A 20,279-nucleotide genomic window follows, 5' to 3' on the forward strand; every position below is an offset into this window, starting at 1 on the left:
TAGCTAGACGACGTGACTTTTCACGTAGCTCGGTCTTTCCAAGACCGAGAACTGCGCGCATCACCCGCTTTTCCAGCCTCGAAGAGACTCAGCTACGCGAGAGTTAAAAACGCCAATGTTTTGCTCTTCCGCCGAATGCGTTTGAACGGCAATCATTCAATCTCTTCCGGTGGTTCGGGAAGATAGAACGACAACACGCTGCCAAGCGCGTAGACGAACAATGCGACAATGCCCGCCGCGACCGCGGTGCTGCCGGATGGCAAAAGCGTGGTCACGTAAGCCGTCACGGCGGCGAATGAAGTCCCGATCATGCGGCCGCCGATGTTCGCGGCAAAGCTCTCTCCGGTCCCACGTAGATGCAGTGGGAAGACACGCGGCAGGTAGTTGCCCCAAAAGCTGAACTGGGCCACCGTCAGCATGCCGGCGACGAAAATGCCCCACTTGAGCAATTCGAGGTTATCGCGTGCGGGATAGAAGTACAGCAACGGCACGAGGAACAATCCCGGCCACTGAAACACTCGCAAGAGCCAACGCCGACTGACGATGATCATCGCGAGCGAAGCGAGTACGAAACGACCGACCAGGCCGCCGAACTCTTGATATCCGTTCACCGTGGCTGCGATCTTTTGTTCGGTTTGCTTCCGCTGCGGCACGGGCATGTCCGCGGTCGCCTCTTGCACTTCCGGCAAGTTCGGAACGATCGAAGGGGTTTGCTGCAACGCTCCGAAGGCCGCCCCGTAACTGCAAGCGAACATCAACGTGGTCACGATCGTCGTGCGACGTAGTTTCGGTGCGAACAACTCCGCGATGCTCGGACGCTGCAACGTGCCTTCGGCTTTCATCTGCGCCCATTGAGGCGACTCAGGCAAGAACGGCCGGATCAGGATCAACGGGATCGCTGGGATCACGCCTGAAATGACCGTGTACCGCCACGCTTCATGGCCGCCGACGATTTCAGGTAGCGACGCCGCGTAGTGAATCGAGAGGTAGTTGGCGCCGGTGACCAATAACCCGCCGATCGATGAGAACGCTTGCGTGTATCCCAACACCGCCTCGCGTTGTTTGGGTTCGGGAAACAATTCTGCCAGCCACGCGACCGCGGCAACGAATTCAACACACACGCCAATGAACGTTGTGCAGCGAAAGAACAGCAGCCATTCGACCGAGGTTACGAATCCACTCGCCATTGCCGATAAGGCGTACAAGAAGATGCTGATGACGAGCACACGGCGACGCCCCCATAGGTCCGTGAGGTATCCGCCGAGCAATCCGAACACGCCACCAACCATGGCGGGTACGAAAAACAGGATGCCACGCCAGTACTCAAATTCGGGTGTGCCGGGCAACGCACCGACCAATTCGGAAAGCGCCGGACGAAGGATCAGCGGCAACATCAACAATTCGTAGATGTCGAACGCGAATCCGATCGCCGCAATGATACAGACGATCCATTTGACCGTGGTGGAAGGTGGCGTGTAGGCGGAGGAAGGCAATCGGGAGATCTCGACGAAGAGGGCAGGACGTGTGATGCGGTGTTGACGCCAGCGGAACGGTTACGCCTCGATGTGATAGGGAGGCGATTGGTCTGCGGGCGTGCGACGGTTATTCGTTCGCACTCACGTTCACGTTGTCGATAATGATCTCCGCGTTGGTAGCGTTTCCGAACAGTCCGGGGCTGCCGATCGTGTTAGGCGACTCATCCGTTGCCGTGATCATCCAATCCGCGGGCTCGGATTCGGAACGCGGCCAAACTTTGCCACGCAGTACCGCGAGTCCATCTTCGTTCGAGGCGCGAAGTTTCAGCGTGTACCACTGGTCCGCTTTCCACTCCAGCGGCACGCTCTTGGCCATCCTCAACTGGGCGGCCCACGTTCGGATTTGCAACTGCTGCGATTCACCCATCAAGTCCAATGTGTATCGCTGAGCGATGACGCCCATGTCAGGCAGTTTGGCGGTGCCCCCGGCGGCTTTAACATCGGCCGTGATGGTGTAGTCATGCAGTTCGGTGGGCCCAAACCAAGTTTGGCTACGGGTGCCTTTGGGGATCGTCGTGATCTTCACGATCGCGGGGTCACCGTCGACGACCCGAGGCTCGTGGCGATATCGAGCGCCGATCCAAGTGACCGGAACCTCGCCGGCGGCAAAGTCGAAATGCCACGGCAGCGGACCGATAGCCCGCAAACGAGATTGGGCGTCGATGTCATTAAGGGAAGCGGTAACGGTAATCGCGCCGTGCGAGTCCGAGTCGGCGACATGGAGCACGCCGTTGGCGTCAATGTTTGCGTCGCCGGAGACGCTAAAACGGATCGAATTGAAAGGCGGTGTGGCAACGCGAGCACCGTTGACGTCAAATGCCCCGACTTTCAATGGCAGCGATTCGCCCGGTCGAACGATCGCTTCGGCAGGAATTAGCTGCAACTGCGCGACGGAATTTTCCGTCGCGTTTTGACTCGGAGTTTCCGGGTCAGGTGACGTGTTCTTCGCGAGTGCGGGGCGTGTTTGTGGCTCGCCGATACAGTACAAACCTGCAGTCGTGGGAAGGTAGATCTTGCCGTGTGATGCAATGGGCGAACCGCCGACGTCGTGTCCCTTGGGCAAGCGAACTTTGAACAACGTTTCGACGCCGTTTTCGGTCGGCCGCATGACGTGGAAGATACCCGTTGACGTTGCCGCGTAAATTTTACCGTCAGCATATAACAAGCTGCCTCGCATCGCCGTTCCGAGCTTGAGCGGTTTTCCAATCAGCTCTCCCGTTTCGGTGTCTAAGACATGCATCCGCGACGAGTCCTCGACGACATACAGCCGGCCATCGAGCAACAACGGCGAACTTTTTCCAACGGTGAGTTCCTCGGTCCGCCACAATTCCGCCGACGCCGAATCGGGTGACGCAAACAACGAATCGATGCAGACAACGGCGCCCATCGCGGTACCCTCAGGATTCTCTTCGCCGTGAGTCGCAAAGACTTTTCCGCTCGAGTCGACCGCAGCGGAAGTGTTGATCCCGCGGCGAGAGATCGTTTCGCTCCACAGAATCTTTCCGGTGCGCGGCTGCATTCCGTACACGTTCCCATCACCGGCACCGGCGATCATCACAGCTTGCCCGTCGATCATGCGAATCACCGGGGTGCTGTACGTGGTGTCTTCGGGTAGCGGGCGTGTGCTGGTTGTCCAAACGAGTTGTCCGTCCATCTTGTCAAACGCGAAGAAGCGATGAGCCGGTTTCGCCGACGTGTCCCAACCCGTCGTCACGCCGCTGATGATGACCAAGTTTTCAAAAACGACAGGTGTGTTTGTTCGCCCGCCATACGTGCTGAGCATGCCGAACTCTTCGCTGAGCGATCGCGACCACAGCGTCTTGCCGCTTTCCGCGTCCAGGCATTGGAACAGACAGCACGCGCCCAACGCATACACACGATTGGATTCGGGATCACCACAAACGTTGGACCAACCAACGCGTTCGGCGGGAAGATCAGAAAGGAAGACGTTGTAGATGTTTTCCCACAACAGTTCGCCTGAAGACGCGTCGAGGCAGATCACCTTCTCGGCGTCTCGAGGAGTTCCGGGTTGGTCTCGCACGATCGTAAAGAGACGCCCGTTCATCACGATCGGCGTCGAGATACCAGCCGCCAGTTCGCTTTTGAAAATGACGTTGCTGCCATCTCCACCCTTGGGATCAAAGCGATCGACCAAGCCGGTTTCGAGCGACACGCGGTCTTGGTTCGGGCCGTTCCACGCCGGCCAATCCATCGGGTCACGCGTTTGAGCGTTCGATACGGAGCAAAACAGAGAAACGAAACAAACCAAACTCAAACCAAGGCGAGCAGGTTGCATGTGGGGCACTTTCAGGCAGGATTCACGCATCAGCGCGGGTAGGGGATCATTAACACGCGATATTCTGCTAATCGCTGTTACCGCGGAGAAGGGGCAAAATCCCAAAAATGTTGACAGGAACACTGCCCGGGCGCTTGCAACACCTCGGGAGCCCCGGTGTCGGGGTTCCACTCACCCGATTGTCCGCTTGATACCGGGCAGGGAATCGACTTTCGCGTAGGGCACGCGTTCGCGGGGCAAAGGTGGTTCGCGAATCACGCCGAGTCGATTTTGCTCAGTGCCCGCATCAGGGCGAGTGTTGCCTCGGCCTCTTCGGCGACAATGTGATTCACGCCGAGTCGCTTTAACCGTGGCGCACTGGCTTGATATCGACATCGCACAATAAGTTTTCCCGAACGATTGATCTTGCGAATCGCCCGCACAATTTTGACCGCCGAGACGTCTTGCGGGACGCAAACCACACACAGTGGGCAATCGATCACACCGGCCAATTTCAACACTTGCCCGTCGCTGGCGTCACCCACAACCGTCCGGAAACCCGCCTGCGCGAACGGTTGCAGGTTGATGGGGCTGAGGTCAATGAGACAGACGTCTTTCCCCATCGTCTCGAGCTGGGAGGTCAGTCGGCCGCCGATCGGCCCCGCTCCGATGACCGTAGCACGCTCGTTGGGCATCTTAACGGTAACCATATCCGCTTCCGCTTCGTCCGTCATCGAGCCTACACCGATGAGTCGAAGTCCGGTCTGCATGAGCGGTGGCGTCAAGACAAGTGAACCGACCGCCACAGCAACAACGCGTTGATATTCGATTTCTTCGACCACGCCGGATTGAAGCCCGAGTAACACCAGCACAAATGCAAACTCACCGATGTGCGCCAGGCCCAAGCCCATTCCGAGCGAATGGCGAAACGGCATGCCTGTCAAACGAAGCGCCACCGCTCCGGCCAAAGTTTTAATCACAACGACGCCCGCGAGTGCTGACAACATCACGAGTGGTTCTTGCCAAAACAAACGGGGATCAAAAATCAGTCCGAGACCGACAAAAAAGATCGCGGCAAATGTTTCGCGAAACGGCAACACAAGCGCATCGATCTGGTGAGTCCAACGGTTGCCGTTGAAAATCAATCCCGCTGCAAAGGCACCCACCGCGGGTGGCAATCCGACCTCGTGCGCACCCAACGTGACGCCACCGAGCGAAACGATTGTGAACAAAATTACCAGCTCGGGACTGCGGTAACCCGCGAAGAACGGGATCACCCACAGCGAAAGTAATCCACGCAGCGCCGCGATGACAAAAATGAAAGCGATCGAGATTGCGGCCAGCGTGACGTACGCGTGCAGGCCGGGGGCTTTGGCCGATCCGGTCAGTAGCGGAACGAGCAACAATAGCGGGACCAGAGCCGCGTCCTGAAACAGCAAGATTCCGATCGCCCGTCGGCCGTGCGTTTTGCGTGACTGCCCCCAGTCCGACAACGCTTTGAAAACCAACACCGTGCTGCTGAACGCGACCCCCGATCCGATCAAAACCGATGACTGCCACGTCAAACCGAGTCCGACCAAGGTGGCCGAGACGGGGATCCCCACCAAACTCATTTGAGCGAAACCGCCGATCAAAAAGTTTTTACCCAAGCGACTCAGGTCATCCAGCGAAAACTCGATGCCGATGGAGAACAACAGCAAGAACACACCGACTTCGGCGAAATGTTCGAGTTGATGAGCGTCATTCGAGATCCATCCCAGACCGCCCTGGCCTAGCAACGCTCCCACGACCAGATAACCGATCAGGACCGTCGACCGCATCCAACGACAGACCAACGCAGCGACTAATCCGGCGCTGAGGATGATCAGAAGGTCGTGGATAAGGGATTGGGTCATGGGGTGAGCTTATGCGGAACGGTTCGGCAGGGCCATGCCGATCGGGAATGTCAGGCGCCCTGCGTCCTGCTATCGGCCGACGCTCTCGTGTGATCATTCGGCTTTTGTTGGTAAGGCCGATTCGACACAGTTTGTGCCTTGGTTGCGCGCTCATCTGCACGCGCGCATCGATCGGCAATCCATTGGAAGATCTTGTAGCGAGCGGAACGTCCGTGTGGGAGAGGTCTGAGGCGGCAAAAAGGCGTAGCGGCATATTTTTTGCGACCACATCACGCTCTCGGGTCTAATGATACGTTCCCCCACCCACCATGAGTCCCCTCATGACCCGCCTGCTGCCCCTGCTCGTTGCTTCCTGTGGTTTGCTTGTTTTGCTAGGCGAGACGTCGTCGCGGTGTGTTGCCGACGAACCTCCCAACATTGTGCAGATGGAAGTTTTCGTTCGCGGCGACTTGGCCTCCGCCGAGACCGTCGCGAATTACGTCCGCGACCTCGAAGCTCGAGTCCAGGGATTGGAGGTCATCACGCGAGACGTGATCAAAGACCGCCAGCATCTGGCCCGACTGTATGAACTGACCCAAAAAGCGGGACGCGACAAACCAGTCGTCCCCGCGTTCTATTGCTGCGACCGGATGTATTTTGGGTTTGAGAACGCCGCGACGAGTGGACCGGCGATCGAAGAACTTTTTACCGCGGACGTCTACACCCGGGCCACCTGCCAGCACTGTATCGATGCCAAACGCTTTCTCAAGGTGCTCGAAAAGCGATGGCCCGCGATCCGTTTCCGCATCTATGAAATCACCAACGACGTCGCCGCCCGCCAGCGTTGGGAGGCGCTCTGTCGTGGCGGTGGGTCTGCTCCAGGTCTGCCTGTCATCGATTTCGGCAGGCATGTCATTATCGGGTATCAAGGGGATGAGGTAACCGGAAAACAGATCGAGGATTTGATCCGGAAAAAATCTCGTATCACACCGTCGCCAGGGATCAACGACCAATCCAGCAGGTTGCCGATACGCGGAACGGGTCCGTTGCTCCTGATGCCGCAGCTTTGGATGACCGGAATGTTGCAGGAGGACATTGCTGGCGATGAGCCGGCGAATGAATCGGTGATGGACATGGGGGAGTTCGCATTGCCCGACGAAGCCACCGACGCGGATACGGGTGAAGCATCCTTCGACGACGAACCGATCGCATCGGCGGAAAGTGTCGAGTCCATCGAGGTGCCTGTCTTCGGCGAACTGCGAGTCCGAGATTTGGGGATGCCTCTGTTCTCTTTTCTGGTCGGGTTGGTCGACGGATTTAACCCGTGCGCGATGTGGGTATTGGTGTTCCTGCTAAGTGTCCTGGTGAACGTCAAAGATCGACGCAAGATTATTCTCATTGCAGGAACGTTCGTGTTCGTCAGCGGGGCGGCCTATTACGCATTCATGGCCGCTTGGTTGAGCCTCTTTCTGTTTATCGGCATCGCCAGACCCGTGCAGATTGCCCTGGGAGTGCTAGCGCTTTTTATCGGTGTGGTGAACGTCAAGGATTTTTTTGCGTTCAAAAAGGGCATCTCGTTTTCGATTCCCGAGAGCCAAAAGCCCGGGCTTTATCGCCGGGTACGAAAGATCGTCGAAGCGAAATACTTGACCGCGGCGATCGCGGGTGCGGTGGCGCTGGCCGTCGTCGTGAACATGGTCGAGCTGCTCTGCACCGCCGGTCTGCCGGCGCTTTTCACCCAAGTCCTCACGCTGCAAGAATTGCCGCTTTGGCAAAACCACCTGTACCTGCTGATCTACATTCTCGCTTACATGCTCGACGACATGGTTCTGGTTTCGATCGTCGTCGTCACGCTTTCGCATCGAAAGCTGCAGGAACGAGAAGGACAGTGGCTGAAATTGCTCAGCGGCTTAGTCATTCTCGCCCTCGGGCTCTGCATGCTGTTCCGCCCCGAATGGTTGCAACTCGGCTCGTGAGTTTCCCGATTCGATGAGCATTCGCGATTCGATGAGCATTCGCGATTCGATGAGCATTCGCGATTCGATGAGAGCGGAATGCCCGTCCGCAGGACGTCGAGGCACTTTGGGAGGGGAGTGCGTCGTCCTGCTGCCGCCGCGCAAAAAAACAGAGCCACCGCGAGCGTCCGCCTCGTACCCGCGGTGACCCAAATTGCGTCAAGGTGGCGAGATCGAATCGCCACCGGGGAATCGGACTACTCAGGTCATCTCTGCGACAAACGAAACATAGTCAGTCGCCGACACGATTCCGAGCAGTCGTTTGTCATGGTTGATGACCGGAACATGGTGAACTTGATGTTTGACCATCAACTGCGCGACTTTCTGCAGTGAATCGTTCTGCTCTGCCGTGACGGTCGCATTCGACATCACGCTCGCGACTTCGTCGCTGCCCAAGCATTCTCGGATCAGATCGACAACCAGATAGCTTTCGTCGTAGATCGCCATGTCGCAGTCGAGCGTTCGTTCCGCATCCTGGATCAAACGCAACATGTCGCTCACCGTGATAATGCCCTTCAGGCAACCGTCCTGATCAACGACAGGCAAGGCGGAGAGATGTTCCTCCGTCATCTTTTCAACGGCATCTTGGATCGTGTCGGTTTCCATAACCGTGATCGGCTGTCGCCGCATGAAGCTATGAATAGGAGTCCGCAAGTCGGTTTGTGTGGCGCTCATCGTATTGCCTCGGATCAGTTTAGACGGACGACATCAGGCACCCAATGTGTTGATGCTCACTGCGTTAACTTGCAAACATCGTACCCCCATCCATTTTGCTAAGATCGCCCCGGTTTTAGCGTCCATTAACCCGCATAATGTGCGCAGGACGCACGATCCGCGTGACGTTTCGCACAGTTATGACGATTGGTGCACTTCCCTGCACACTTCAAGTCGGCAGGCCGAGGGGCAGAAAAATCGAGTCAAAAGAAATCATTTGCTGGCAACATCGAAGTGGACGCGGCGTCGCTGCATGCATCTCACCACGTGTGGTGTGTCTTGCTAGGCACAAACCGCTGTCAGAATGCCAAGTTGGCATCACAATAGAGAACTTGGGTCGCGAAAGCACGGTTCTTGCGTTGGACGCCAATCAACCAAGCTGGTTCGTTGTTGGTCATGCTCGGCCGCAACGTCGAAACCATGTTGGGTGCGAATTGGCATGGAGCTTGCGACTGCGTAGGCGGGTCGGGTCCCCAACGATGTAGAGACAAATCGGAAGTGTCCAACTCGAAGGTGTATTCATGAAGATGAACAATGATGCGTCGGCTGTAAATTGAGCGTCGAAACCATCATCAGGTGGTTGCTTGGATATAATCCTCTTATCATCGTGGCGCTTGGGACTGGTCCGCATGACGAGTCACTCTAAAACAAGAAGGATGCTTGTTTGGCATCTGTTGTTTTTGGGCACGAACACAAATAACGGGGTACCTGAATGTTCACTACGCTTGACCAGCCAAGACAGTCAAAGTCACTGCTGATCACACCGCCACGCCGAGTCGATCCGGTCGTGGAAGCGATCCTGCAAGCACTCGCTGATTCGAATCGATGCGGGTTGCGTGAGGCACGTTGCCGCGTCGACCAAGGCGTTGCTACGCTGTTTGGAACCGTTGATTCGTTTTATCTCAAACAGCTCGCTCAAGAAATTGTCCGCCACGTCCCCGCGGTGACAGCTGTTCGCAACAAGTTGCACGTGCGGTAGCTTGAAAACTCTTGCTTGCGATCAATTACCTGCGCTATTTGCTATGTCTGATGCGACGTTCCTGATCGCCCGCGGTTGCTCCTCATGATTTTGCCGTGGAGCGAAAGCCAAATCGATCGCCAGGTTTCGATTTGAGCGTTCGATAGAAGACCGTGACTCATTGCCACGTCTAACCGGTGAGTGTGGCATCGTGTCGAGGAACTTTATGAATGGTGGGCTCGGTGTTGCGCATTGTCGCACTTCGGTTTGCTCATCCATCACTCAATCTAACCCTAGTTAGGCTCCAGCTAACGTGAGCCCTTCGCGTGTGCGACGACAATCCTTGTCGGGCAAAGCGTTAGCTGGACAGCGTTTCTTTCTACGCAGCATGTCACGTAGCTCGGGCTCTCCGAGACCGAGCACCACCGGCAACGTCCGCTTCGCCATCCACGTAGAAATCGCAAGTGCGTCCGTGAAAGTGATGGAATTTTCAGGTGAGATCCTGATCTGGGCAGACGATCCCGCGCGGCAGCGGTCAGTGGTTGCGTTGTGAGCGGAAAAGGGGGCCGATCGATATCTCAATGAGTTGGATCACCGAATAGCCGGATCGGTAATGAACCGAAATCATGAGATCTTCCCTGCCCTTACCGCGAAAAGGCGGTGCTGTCGAGTTGGGACTTTATCAGCGTAAAAACTCGGTGTGAGACCGGACGGCTTGCGCCGTTCCGCTAAGTCTTTTGACGGCAGGGACGCGAGCCTCCGGATCAGGCGACCCACGGTCCAGGTCAGATAACGCACTCGCAAGGAGCGTTAACCCAATGTCAGATCGATCGCCGGCATGCTCTTCGCGAATCGGTCTATTTGGTACGAATCCGGAAAGCACGCCGACCCTTGTTTTCAGCGCGTCCATTCGCCGCAGGAGATCGCTCACTTCCGCGACATGGCAACCCAGTGTGCAAAATTCACCACTTCCTTGAGGTATGGCTCGTTCAGGCCGTCAAGTCTGCCAATTCATTACTAAGTTCATTAAGGTTCTGCGCCGAATGTTCGATCTGCTTGATCGTTTCAGCTTGGCGTTGGGTGACACCATTGATATCGGTCATCCCGTCCTTCAATTGGCTGACACCGATTGCTTGCTGACTGGCTGATGCAGAGATTTGCGCGGCCAATTTCGCCGAGACCGCTAGAGTCGCGACAAGTTGATTGATCGTATCACCAGCCTTGCCGACGATATGGCTGGCCGAGGCTACCGCCTTGTTGCCGTTCTCAGTCGAGAGGACAGCTTCCTGCGTCGCCTGTTGGATCTCGGTGAGGATCGTTCGAACTTGGTTGGTCGCATTTTTGGATTGCTGGGCGAGCGATTTCACTTCCGATGCGACGACCGCGAACCCCTTTCCATGTTCACCTGCCCGAGAGGCTTCGACGGCGGCGTTGAGTGCCAGTACGTTGGTTTGTTCGGCGATCTCTTTGACAGTTGCGGTGATTTCTCCGATCGCCTGGGCGCGTTCGGCGAGCGACAAGATACTTGTTGCGAGCGATTCGACCTGGATCTGGACCTGCTCCATGGCGTGGATCGATTCCTCGATCGCGGAACGTCCCTCATTTCCAACATCGTCGGCTTGGCGTGCTGAATCGGCAACTTCGCTTGAACGCTGCGCGGCTTGCTGGGCGGTTTGGGAGATTTCGTTTACTGTCGAAACCGTCTGAGCGATGCTTGCAGCCTGTATCTGGGTGCCGACTGATTGTTCCGATGTCGAAGCGAGAATTTGCCGGCTGGCGACAGCCAATCTTTGGACGGCATTGCGAATCGCTCGGAACAAAGTCCGTCGCTCTTCTTCATCCGCTTTGCGGGCGGTGATGTCCTGCAACGTCGCGATCGTCAATGTTTCACCGCCATAGCTCATTTCGCTGATTCGCAGAGCGATGGGTTGCTGGCGACCGTCACGCGTATGCACATGGACTTCACTCTCTCCGCCGGCGGAAAGTTTTCCTCCGTGTTCTGTCGTGTTTCCAAGTGTCCCGTTGAGGCTATATGCAGGTAGAAACTCGACCACGTCGGAACCGATCGCTTTGTCGGCAGAGCAAGCAAAGAGGCGTTCCGCCGCCGCATTGATGGATCGCACCCGACCGTCGGAGTCGACGGTCAAAATTCCATCTGCAGCCGAGTTCAAAATAGCCTGGGTCCTTTTTTCTTCTTCGGAAAGCCGTTTCAAACTTATCTGCATGTTCTCAACCATCTGGTTGAAAGCCGTCGCGAGAGCGCCCAGTTCGTCGTTGGATTTCAGCTCGATACGCTCGTCCAACAATCCCAGCGAACCCGTGCTGGCATGGTCTGCGATCTTCGTCGCGACCCGCCGCATCTTTTCGATCGGGCCGATGATCGTGGTTGCGGTTAGATAACCGATCGTCCCAACCAACAGTGTCAACGCCACGATGACGATTAGGTACAGCCGAATCGAATTGGAGTAACGCGTTTCTGCGGCGTCATAAGCTTCATCTGCATCCTGTTGCTTGGCGGCCATCCAATTGTTCAAGTGATCTTTTACATCTTCGAACTGCTCGTTCTCCGCTTGAATGGCGTTGATGAACGCTTCCTCTCGATAGTATTTCAACACTTTCGCGACCGTTACGTCCTTGATGGTTTTATAACGGGCCCAACTGGTTCGAAGTGCGTTGAACGCGGCGAGTTCGTCCATGTCGGCATTCGCGGTGTCCCAGCTCGCCAGGACCCCATCGATCTCACGCGTTTTTTGTTGTTGCAGATCGTTTAGCTCGATCCGCATTCTTTGGTCCGGCGACATGACCATCTTGAGCGAGAGTTGCCGCAATTGATTGAGAGGCTCGGTGATCTCAAGCGTACTTTTGCGAAACTCCACAGCTGTTTGACGTACTTCGCGAACCGATTCAAAGGTATCGCGTGTGGTCGAAACTCCAAAAATACCCATCACGCAAAAAGCGATCACCGAAACGGTGACCAATGCGATTAGTTTGAGCGATACACCACGATTACGCATCATTTCGATTCCTCGGTACGAGGAAACCGCGTCAGATGAACGGGACCTCTTAATTTTTTGGGGTAGCTTCCTTTTCGAATCGACCAGTGTCGGTCCGTCACTTGGATCTTCCATAGTGGGGCACACGCCATGCGATAAGGTTCATAGTAAACCTCCTTGTTCACCGCGAAGACTTTATTCGGCGTGGGGACGAACAACATGTACGCCTCGTCGTAAGCCCGCTGCATGATTTTTCTCGACACGTCGACAAACTCGGGATCGTTGACGCTCACCCGGAACATCTCCTCGATGTATCCGTCCATGATCGGATCAGGGTACACCGTGCTCCACGCGTTGTTGGTGCGATAAACGAAGAATGCGGTAAAGGGATGGTTGAAGAACCAATCGTCATTACCCCAAACCAAGAGATCCCAGGACACTTCGTTCTGGTTGGCATTGGTTTGGAGCAACGGTCCGAAGATTTCGCTTTCGCTGTCAGCCACCACGATATCCAGCGTTACGCCAACTTTGCCGAGTTGTGTTTGAATCCCTCGCCACATCGAAAGGAAGCGGTCTTGAGTCAAGACTTTCAGACGTAAGCCGTCGAGTATCCTTCTCAGCCTGACTTGTTTGGCGGGTTGATAAGGATCCTCGATCTCCGAATACGCGCGAAGGGTTTTGGCGACCTCGCCCACTCCCGGGAAGAAAGGAGACGCTTGAGTCGGCGATAAGACTCCCTCGTTCTCAAACACAAAGTGCAACAGATACTGTTGGTTCAACGCCTCGTTAAGTGCCCGCCGAATCGCTGTCTCTCGCAATTTCGGGTTGCCGTTGATCAGGTTCGTATGGATCGCGATGTTATCGTTGGACAACGAGGTGACCACTTTGCCAAAGGGCGAAAGAATCGTTTCGACTTTGTATTCGGGCGCGATCAAAGCAATGTCCAGTTCACCTTCCTGGTACAGAACCATGTCTTTGGCTTCGACCGAATCCAACTTGGTGTACACGGTGATCTTCTCGACTTTTGGAAACTCCTTGTCCCAGTGCAGTGGGTTTGCTTCCAAGACGGCTTTGGATGTTGCACGGTCGCCTTCGATGTAGCCTTCCTTGAGCACATAGGGTCCGAGGCCAAACGGGCCGGGCCGGGACAGGTTCGGGCAGGTCGTCTTGCCACCCCATCCTCCATTTATCTGCAAATATTCCTTCGTATAAAATTGCATCCAGATCAGATCGTTCATGAAACATCCGTACTCTTCAGTCAAATGAAAACGTACGGTGTCGTCGTCGATCTTTTCAGCGTAGTCGAACACTTGATCGATCTTGCTGTAAAGCGTTGGCTGGAGCTTGAACGCATCCATGTTCATGATGACGGCATCAGCGTTGAACGGACTGCCGTCCTGAAACTTGACGTCTTGCCGAAGGTCGAATTCATAAGTCGTCTCGTCAATCTGACGATGTTCGACCGCCATGTCGTATTCCCAGCCCTCCGGGTTGTTGGACGGTTTGATCAGGGCGCCGTTGACCGCATGCGATGTATACAGGTACGGCAAGCTGGGGATGTAAATCTTGACGTGGGAACCGGGAACAATATGGGGTGAGGCGCGGACCGACGCGTCATCGCGACGAAGTTCAACCGGCCTCACCAGCCGGGGTGCCTTCTGGCCCACAGCGGACGCTGGAATTGACAGTCCGAGCAAGGTAAAAACGCTCAATTTGCAGGCCAGCGAGGTAGGGCTGAGTATCATTCTGATCTTCACCGCAACAAACCAATTGCCCCGGACAAGAGGCCAACGGGCGGCCGAGTGCATCTCGGCCGTCCATTGCATTCTAACTGCAACCACGAGCGACCGCGAAAATCGTGGTGTGCGCCGGTAAAAGGAGAATCAGTTGACTAAACGCCCCGGACTGGCGTCCGGAGCTCTCGCATGCCGTCGCTACCGCGACTAAGCAGGTCTGCAGGAATCATCTGGCGAAACTGCCGCGAACTGTAGGCCGGACCGAGGCTTTGCGAGTTCCGGCATTCACNNACTTCTATGTACCTGCTTAAGAATCGAAGCAAGACTTGAAATACCGGTTTCCGTGTCGCTGATCTCGAGGGAAAACTGCAAACGCAGCTTCCTTTTGGAATTGGTGGTCACCAACGCCGGTCTCGTTCATTTGTCCGGTTGCCAGAGCGGTGTCGCTCCGCTTATAGGTTTAGCCTGCACGACTGAGATCACGAGGTTCACTCGGGCCGAGACGAAGCAGTGTATCGGTCGTTTCCGTGATCCCTGGATCCGACAATCAGCGATTTCTTGGCAACTATTTCCAACGCAGGTCGACGACATGCGTTCCGATCGCCTCGTCGGGAGGAGCAATCAATGACGTGGGTGGCTTGTCGAGTTTTTCGATGACGCAGCGCGCTTGGCGACGGCTACGCGCTTCATCGATCGTTTTGGGCAAACCGGGATAGGCCGCCCCCGTCGGGTCCCACAGATGGATGGTCATCCGCCACGCCCCGTCGGTTGGGTGTGAGAGACAAAACGAAAGCGGCGTCTGTGCACCAAGTGTCGGATGCAGGCCACGTTGGGGCACAAATCTGCGATAACGCAGACCGGTGATGCGTACTCGCCCAGCCGCATCCTCTGCATCGCCTAGCGGAATCGCCCAGTCATCAACAGAAAGCTTCCAGTCCCCTAATGCACTGTCAGCGTTGTTGGCCCGCAAGCGGATTTCGACGCGTGAGGTACTCGCGTCGATCAGTCGCGAACCGCCACGCTCTTGAGTAGCGACGTCGCCGACAAGTGGCCAAAACTCTAACGCTCGGCGTACTTCTAACTGAGTTCCCCCGATCTTGCACTTGGTCAACACGAGATCCTGGTCACGAAGCAGGTACTTCACCAGTGGTTGGCCAAGCCCGAGTCCAACCTTATCCAGGTCTGCCAGAACTTCTTCCATGTCGCGATGCAAGTAGTATGGCAGGGAAAACCGTTGATAAAGCTCATCTCGCCATTCGATCAGCGGATCATGACAGGGATGCTCCGCCAACATCGCCGCCACGGCACGCAGCAATGCTGCCAGTGATGCGGTCGTTTCCGCCGAGGGGCCCATCCGCAATGCGCGGAACTCGACCAATCCCTGCAGCCCACGTGCGCCTAGAAACGGATTCCACAGCTTTTCAATGTTGATTTCGGATCGATGCGAGTTGCCCGACGGGTCAGCGAGAAACGGCGTCAGAGTGTCCCAAATGATTTCGGGCGACGGATTCTCTGTTCGCCCGAGAAGCTCCAACGCAAGCGATAACTCCGACAACGCACCTCGCGGCCCTTCGTCGGCGCGGGGTGCCTGGCTTGCTGGGCCAACGGACTCAAATGCGTGCAAGTACGACAGCGACGGATGTCGATTGAAATAGCGAACCAGTCCGGGCAATAGATGGGGCGTCGTCAAGAACGGACTACCCTCGGCGCTAGCACCACCCAGTGTGATTTGTCCTCCTCCGCCCGAATCGCTTTCCTCGCCATTGTATTGCAGACGATAGGAGGCGAGACCTTCGGCGACGGTAACCGAATCGAGTTGACGCAGTTGTTTTAGTAGCTCAGCGGTCCGTGAAACGGGAGCCATGTTGATCTCGATCACAGCCGGATCCGCGGTCACCGTCATCCATGAAATGTGTTCGTCGACAGGCGGCGGAAAGCCTGCCAGGATGAGTGCCGGTGCATCGATCGATATCGCGGCGGTGGACAGCACGCCGAGCAACTTCAAAAAAAGCGGCACTTCTTTGATCGCCGGAAGTTCAACTCGCAGCACGCCCTCTTCGACATCACAACAAATCAAAAACGCACCGTCTGCGGCCAGAGCGTCGAAGACTTCCGCGTCCTCGACTCGTTGGTCGTGAACGGACGGTCGAGCGAGCAGCGGTTCCTTTTTGACACAAGTCAGCGGGGGCTCTCCGTCGGCGCGAAAAACAACGCGATGATCCAGCGGGGAATCCAGGGTTTTCGCAGACAGACCCGCCGAACGGAGACACGCTGTCAGTGCTTTCGCCAGTGTCTTGGGCGGCGGTGAGTCAGCCGGCTCGGTAAGTGATGGATCTGGGGGGCCATTCCAGACCGGCTTGCCGTCGCGGCGCGCGTACAATCCAAGACTCCAACGCGGGCACGCTTCGCCGCCGTATTGCCGGCCCACACTGCGTATCACGGCCGCTCCGACTTCGTGACCTGCCAATCTCGCGAGGATTCGGTCGGCGCGGTGACGCTTATCATCACCCAATGCGTCGAACAACCATTCCGACTGCTCCGACATTCGATCGGTGTAAGTCGGCTCCGCCCCCACCCAAATGCATAAACCGCATCGATCCAAGCTTTCATCATGCGCGTCCAGGGCGCGCATCACGTCATCAACTGCCGTCATTGCGAATTCGCGTCGTCTTTAATGGGGAGTTCAAGGAGCAAGCGTCTCCCGATAAACTTGGGAGATGCGTCAAATCAAAATAATGCACACAACCCGTTACCGGTATCCCCGTCCGGTGAAGCTTTACCCACACAAGCTCTTATTGCGCCCACGTGAGGGGCACGACATACGCATTGTGTCTTCTCGGCTAACGATTCATCCCGACCACAAGACGCTCTGGCACCGCGATGTTCACGGGAATTCGGTGGCGGTGGTCACCTTCGAGGAAGAGACTGACTTGCTGGAGTTCAACAGCGAAGTCGTCATCGAGCACTATGAGGACACTCCACTCGGCTTTAGTCTCGACGCAAGGGCGGCACAGTATCCGTTCCAGTACGACGTTGGAGAACGTGCCGATTTAATGCCGTTTATGCAGCCGTTGTTTACGCAAAACATCGACACCCTGAGAGACTGGATCGAAAAATTCTGGAAGCCGGGCCAAACCCTGCCTACCTTCGATCTCCTCGAACGAATGAATCAAGCAATTCCCGAGCAAATGCAATATGGCAAACGCGAGGCCGTCGGTGTGCAGCGGCCCGCCGAAACGCTTGCCCGCGGTGGTGGTTCTTGTCGCGACTTTGCGACGTTGTTCATGGAAGCCTGCCGACACCTCGGCTTCGCGGCGCGTTTTGTCAGCGGCTATCGATACGAACCCAACTTATCGCCCGGCGAAGGAGCGACCCATGCTTGGTGCGAAGTGTATCTGACAGGCGCCGGTTGGCGCGGGTTTGATTCCACCGCGGGCCAACGCGTCTATGGCGATCACATCGCGGTCGCCGTCGCACGCCATCCCGAATGGATTCCTCCAGTCTCGGGTACCTACCACGGCCAGTCGAAGTCGAAGATGGAAGTCGAGGTGGAAGTTAAGCGATTGGATCCATCCTAAACCGAGTGGAACGGGCAAACGCCCCATCACGTAGCCGAGTTTTATTGCCGCTATCAATGAGGCAGAAACCCCAAGACCATCCAAGCCGAATGCCGCCAATACCGGGTTTGGCTCTTTTCTTGCGCCTCGTTTCCTGCAGTGTCTCGCATTCACTGCTTGGGATTCTGCTTCGGCTCGCCCATTGGTTGGGCGCAAAGATTTTCGATCGTCTTCGGTGGCAACTTGGGTTTGACCTTCAGCGCGGCTTTCCGGTGTTCTTCGGTCACTTGCAGATCGAACTTCCACATCGTCTCGAAGCAATGTCCAGTCCACCGACTGACAACATGTAGCGGGTGGTGCATTACCAAATCGGTTGCCCTTGATGCCCGCAGGTTTTGACACGCCTTTGGCCACGGTGTTAGGTGGACACGCTCGATACTCGGGCGCAATTGCGTCCGTATCCCGACCGGAAATCGTGGGAACAGCTTCCTACGATTGGCCACCTGCTAGACAAGGTATTCTACGAGAGATTGAACACGCCAATTCTTGACGAGATCGACTGATCATGCAGTTTTACAAATTGAAGCCCATCTTGGATGATCCTCGCTTCGAAGGTTTCGGCTGGGAACTGGAGGGGTTAACCAGTGAACACGGGCGAACCTACGATTTCACGCACTTCTATCCGACATCACTCAATTTCAAAATTCCATCGCTCCGTCGGAAATGGGACTATCCCGAATTCACGTTCCAGGAAAATGTGAATCCGTTTAACGATTTCCCATGTTGCCTGCACGTGCCTGTTTTCAGTCGTCGAGCGGTATCAGTTTTAAAGGACTATCTGGAGGCCAATGGCGAGTTGTTGCCGGTGAGATCCAAGTTTGGTGACTACTTTGCCTACCAAACACGAACGCTCGCAAACGGAATATTGAATCGCGCGAAGACGAGGGGGATTTTGCTCGACGGAAGCAAAACAAACTTTTTTGACATCCAAAAATATGCGTTTTTCAAATCGAAGATCAAATCCCTGTCGATTTTTCGGATACCGGAGCATCCTTCCACAGAATTCGTGACAGAGAAATTCGTAGAGCGAGTGCAAGCTAATCGATTGCTTGGCTTTCACTTTGACGCCGTCTGGACGAGCGAACCGGGCAAACGACCGCGATCGGTCGTAGCGAAAAGCAAACCGTCTGAAAAGAGTTTGAAGCAGACGCTGGTCATTCACCTTAAAATATCGGGATCCGAACAAACGAAGCGGGAACGCACAGCGGCCGAAAGGGTCCGCGAAAAGATCGCCAATGCTCTGGTACTTGACGATCCTGACGACGAGTATCTTGGTGGTCTGGCCGGCGAGGAAATTGCAGACGGATGGCTTCGGTTGCTTTTGCCGTGCCAAAATTCCAAGCAACTTTATGCGTTTTTGCAAGCAACTCTGTCGCGAATCGACTTCAAAGGCGAGACAAGAGTTTCGATCCGCATGGCACCTTACTGGGACGACGAGGCCGACGATCAATTCGTTGCATAGCGATGGCCAAGGAAATACGAATTGGACAGTCGATTACATACACAGAGAGCGATCGATCCAACGTGTATACCAGATCGATTGGGAGAATTTGTTCCAACTGTTTCTCGAGTCGCGTTTAATTGTCAACTCGTCGCCCGTATTCGTAGACCTCAACCAACCGATAAGGCTGGTCCAAGTCGCTGTTGTCGTAGATCATGACATCTGGCAAACGATCTATTGCTCTCTGCAAGTTTGCTTTTGTCCGCTCGAATCGGGCTTTCAGCTTTTCATCAGGTACGTCATGCCCTCCTTGGCTGGCACGCATCGCGACACGGCGAATCGATTCTTCGACACGATCCACACGGATGAAGATAAGTACCACCGTGTACCCCGAGTCGGCGTACTTGGCGAGAGTATCCACCTTGTCACCAACGGGATCGGAGAGCACGGTTTCAAAGATAAAACTCTCTTGCTGGCTCACTAGCGAAGATCGAATCGCCGATGCCACTTCGGCCGCTTCGTATGCAGGCATCTCCAATCCTTCCGCAATGACATCTGCGTTGATGAAACGCAGACCACAGTCGGAAAGAAAAGTATCGAAGAAGGTCGATTTTCCAGCGCCATTCGATCCGGCGATTGCGATGACGATTGGCAGCTGGTCCAAGAACGCAAATGGCAAACTCAACGTTCGCCTTCGACTTCCACAAAGTCACGACCGACAAACCGGCCAATCACCTCTGAACCGTCTGCTTCGATGCGTCGGAGTAATTCCGGATTACCAAGTACTGGCTTGTAATGTGGAAAGGGACGCTTCTTGAGATAGGCCTCAACTCGTCTACGACCCTTGGCGGTGTCGACCTCGGCTATCGCTCGCGAAAGTGGCCGCTCGGAACCCGTTCTCCGCAACAACATCGAGCGGTCGCCACGCAAAAGCGGTTCGATCGATTTACCTAGCCCTGCCCAGAATTCAATCTGCTCGGCGATGCTTCGCTGGGTGAACGGCACGACCGCCCGAGCGTCATCGACAAGTTCATTCGAAAGTTTGACTGGCTGGCCCATAATTCACCTCTCTAACATGGTAGCATTTTGCTACCCGCGAGTCCAGTCAATTGTATCTCCAG

At 55.6% G+C, this 20,279-nt stretch carries 13 protein-coding genes; 4 read left to right on the plus strand and 9 right to left on the minus strand.

What is annotated here, in order from left to right:
- Positions 1-152: 152 nt before the first annotated feature.
- From NB063_RS27655 to NB063_RS27665, 3 genes are all read right to left on the minus strand, one after another.
- Entirely contained in the window at positions 153-1,502 is a 1,350-nt protein-coding gene (locus NB063_RS27655; RefSeq protein WP_407652736.1) for an MFS transporter, read from the minus strand.
- Between the two features lie 100 nt (positions 1,503-1,602).
- The gene (locus NB063_RS27660) at positions 1,603-3,831 is read right to left on the minus strand and encodes an outer membrane protein assembly factor BamB family protein (protein WP_250932302.1); all 2,229 of its coding nucleotides are present in this window, start codon (positions 3,829-3,831) and stop codon (positions 1,603-1,605) included.
- A 254-nt stretch (positions 3,832-4,085) separates the two neighbouring features.
- The gene (locus tag NB063_RS27665) at positions 4,086-5,705 is read right to left on the minus strand and encodes a cation:proton antiporter domain-containing protein (protein ID WP_250932303.1); all 1,620 of its coding nucleotides are present in this window, start codon (positions 5,703-5,705) and stop codon (positions 4,086-4,088) included.
- Between the two features lie 320 nt (positions 5,706-6,025).
- On the opposite strand from NB063_RS27665, the gene NB063_RS27670 reads away from it, so the two are divergent.
- Entirely contained in the window at positions 6,026-7,660 is a 1,635-nt protein-coding gene (locus NB063_RS27670; RefSeq protein WP_250932304.1) for a glutaredoxin family protein, read from the plus strand.
- Positions 7,661-7,900: 240 nt separating this feature from the next.
- Here NB063_RS27670 and NB063_RS27675 read toward each other — a convergent pair whose 3' ends face one another.
- On the minus strand, positions 7,901-8,374 hold the full coding sequence (locus NB063_RS27675; RefSeq protein WP_250932305.1) for a CBS domain-containing protein: 474 nt from the start codon (positions 8,372-8,374) through the stop codon (positions 7,901-7,903).
- 751 nt (positions 8,375-9,125) lie between these two features.
- On the opposite strand from NB063_RS27675, the gene NB063_RS27680 reads away from it, so the two are divergent.
- A complete protein-coding gene (locus NB063_RS27680) occupies positions 9,126-9,392 on the plus strand; it encodes a BON domain-containing protein (protein WP_250932306.1) in 267 nt (88 codons plus the stop codon).
- A gap of 968 nt (positions 9,393-10,360) precedes the next feature.
- On the opposite strand, the gene NB063_RS27685 is transcribed toward NB063_RS27680, so the two are convergent.
- The 3 genes from NB063_RS27685 to NB063_RS27695 all read right to left on the minus strand — a co-directional run bounded on the left by NB063_RS27685 (position 10,361) and on the right by NB063_RS27695 (position 16,753).
- The gene (locus NB063_RS27685; protein ID WP_250932307.1) at positions 10,361-12,388 is read right to left on the minus strand and encodes a methyl-accepting chemotaxis protein; all 2,028 of its coding nucleotides are present in this window, start codon (positions 12,386-12,388) and stop codon (positions 10,361-10,363) included.
- A complete protein-coding gene (locus NB063_RS27690; RefSeq protein ID WP_250932308.1) occupies positions 12,385-14,109 on the minus strand; it encodes an ABC transporter substrate-binding protein in 1,725 nt (574 codons plus the stop codon). Before NB063_RS27690 ends, NB063_RS27685 begins: the two co-directional genes overlap by 4 nt.
- Before the next feature lie 556 nt (positions 14,110-14,665).
- A complete protein-coding gene (locus NB063_RS27695; protein ID WP_250932309.1) occupies positions 14,666-16,753 on the minus strand; it encodes a transglutaminase family protein in 2,088 nt (695 codons plus the stop codon).
- 82 nt (positions 16,754-16,835) lie between these two features.
- On the opposite strand from NB063_RS27695, the gene NB063_RS27700 reads away from it, so the two are divergent.
- Positions 16,836-17,678 (plus strand): transglutaminase family protein, encoded by an 843-nt coding sequence (locus NB063_RS27700; RefSeq protein ID WP_250932310.1) that lies wholly within the window; start codon positions 16,836-16,838, stop codon positions 17,676-17,678.
- Positions 17,679-18,222: 544 nt separating this feature from the next.
- A complete protein-coding gene (locus tag NB063_RS27705; RefSeq protein WP_250932311.1) occupies positions 18,223-19,179 on the plus strand; it encodes a hypothetical protein in 957 nt (318 codons plus the stop codon).
- Between the two features lie 115 nt (positions 19,180-19,294).
- Here NB063_RS27705 and NB063_RS27710 read toward each other — a convergent pair whose 3' ends face one another.
- Positions 19,295-19,843, minus strand: coding sequence for a zeta toxin family protein (locus tag NB063_RS27710; RefSeq protein ID WP_250932312.1), 549 nt, complete (start codon positions 19,841-19,843; stop codon positions 19,295-19,297).
- Positions 19,840-20,217 (minus strand): ParD-like family protein, encoded by a 378-nt coding sequence (locus tag NB063_RS27715; RefSeq protein ID WP_250932313.1) that lies wholly within the window; start codon positions 20,215-20,217, stop codon positions 19,840-19,842. The genes NB063_RS27710 and NB063_RS27715 overlap by 4 nt, the downstream gene beginning before the upstream one ends.
- Positions 20,218-20,279: the final 62 nt, after the last annotated feature.

Origin of the sequence: Aporhodopirellula aestuarii (assembly GCF_023701485.1) — a bacterium.
Lineage (GTDB): Bacteria > Planctomycetota > Planctomycetia > Pirellulales > Pirellulaceae > Rhodopirellula > Rhodopirellula aestuarii.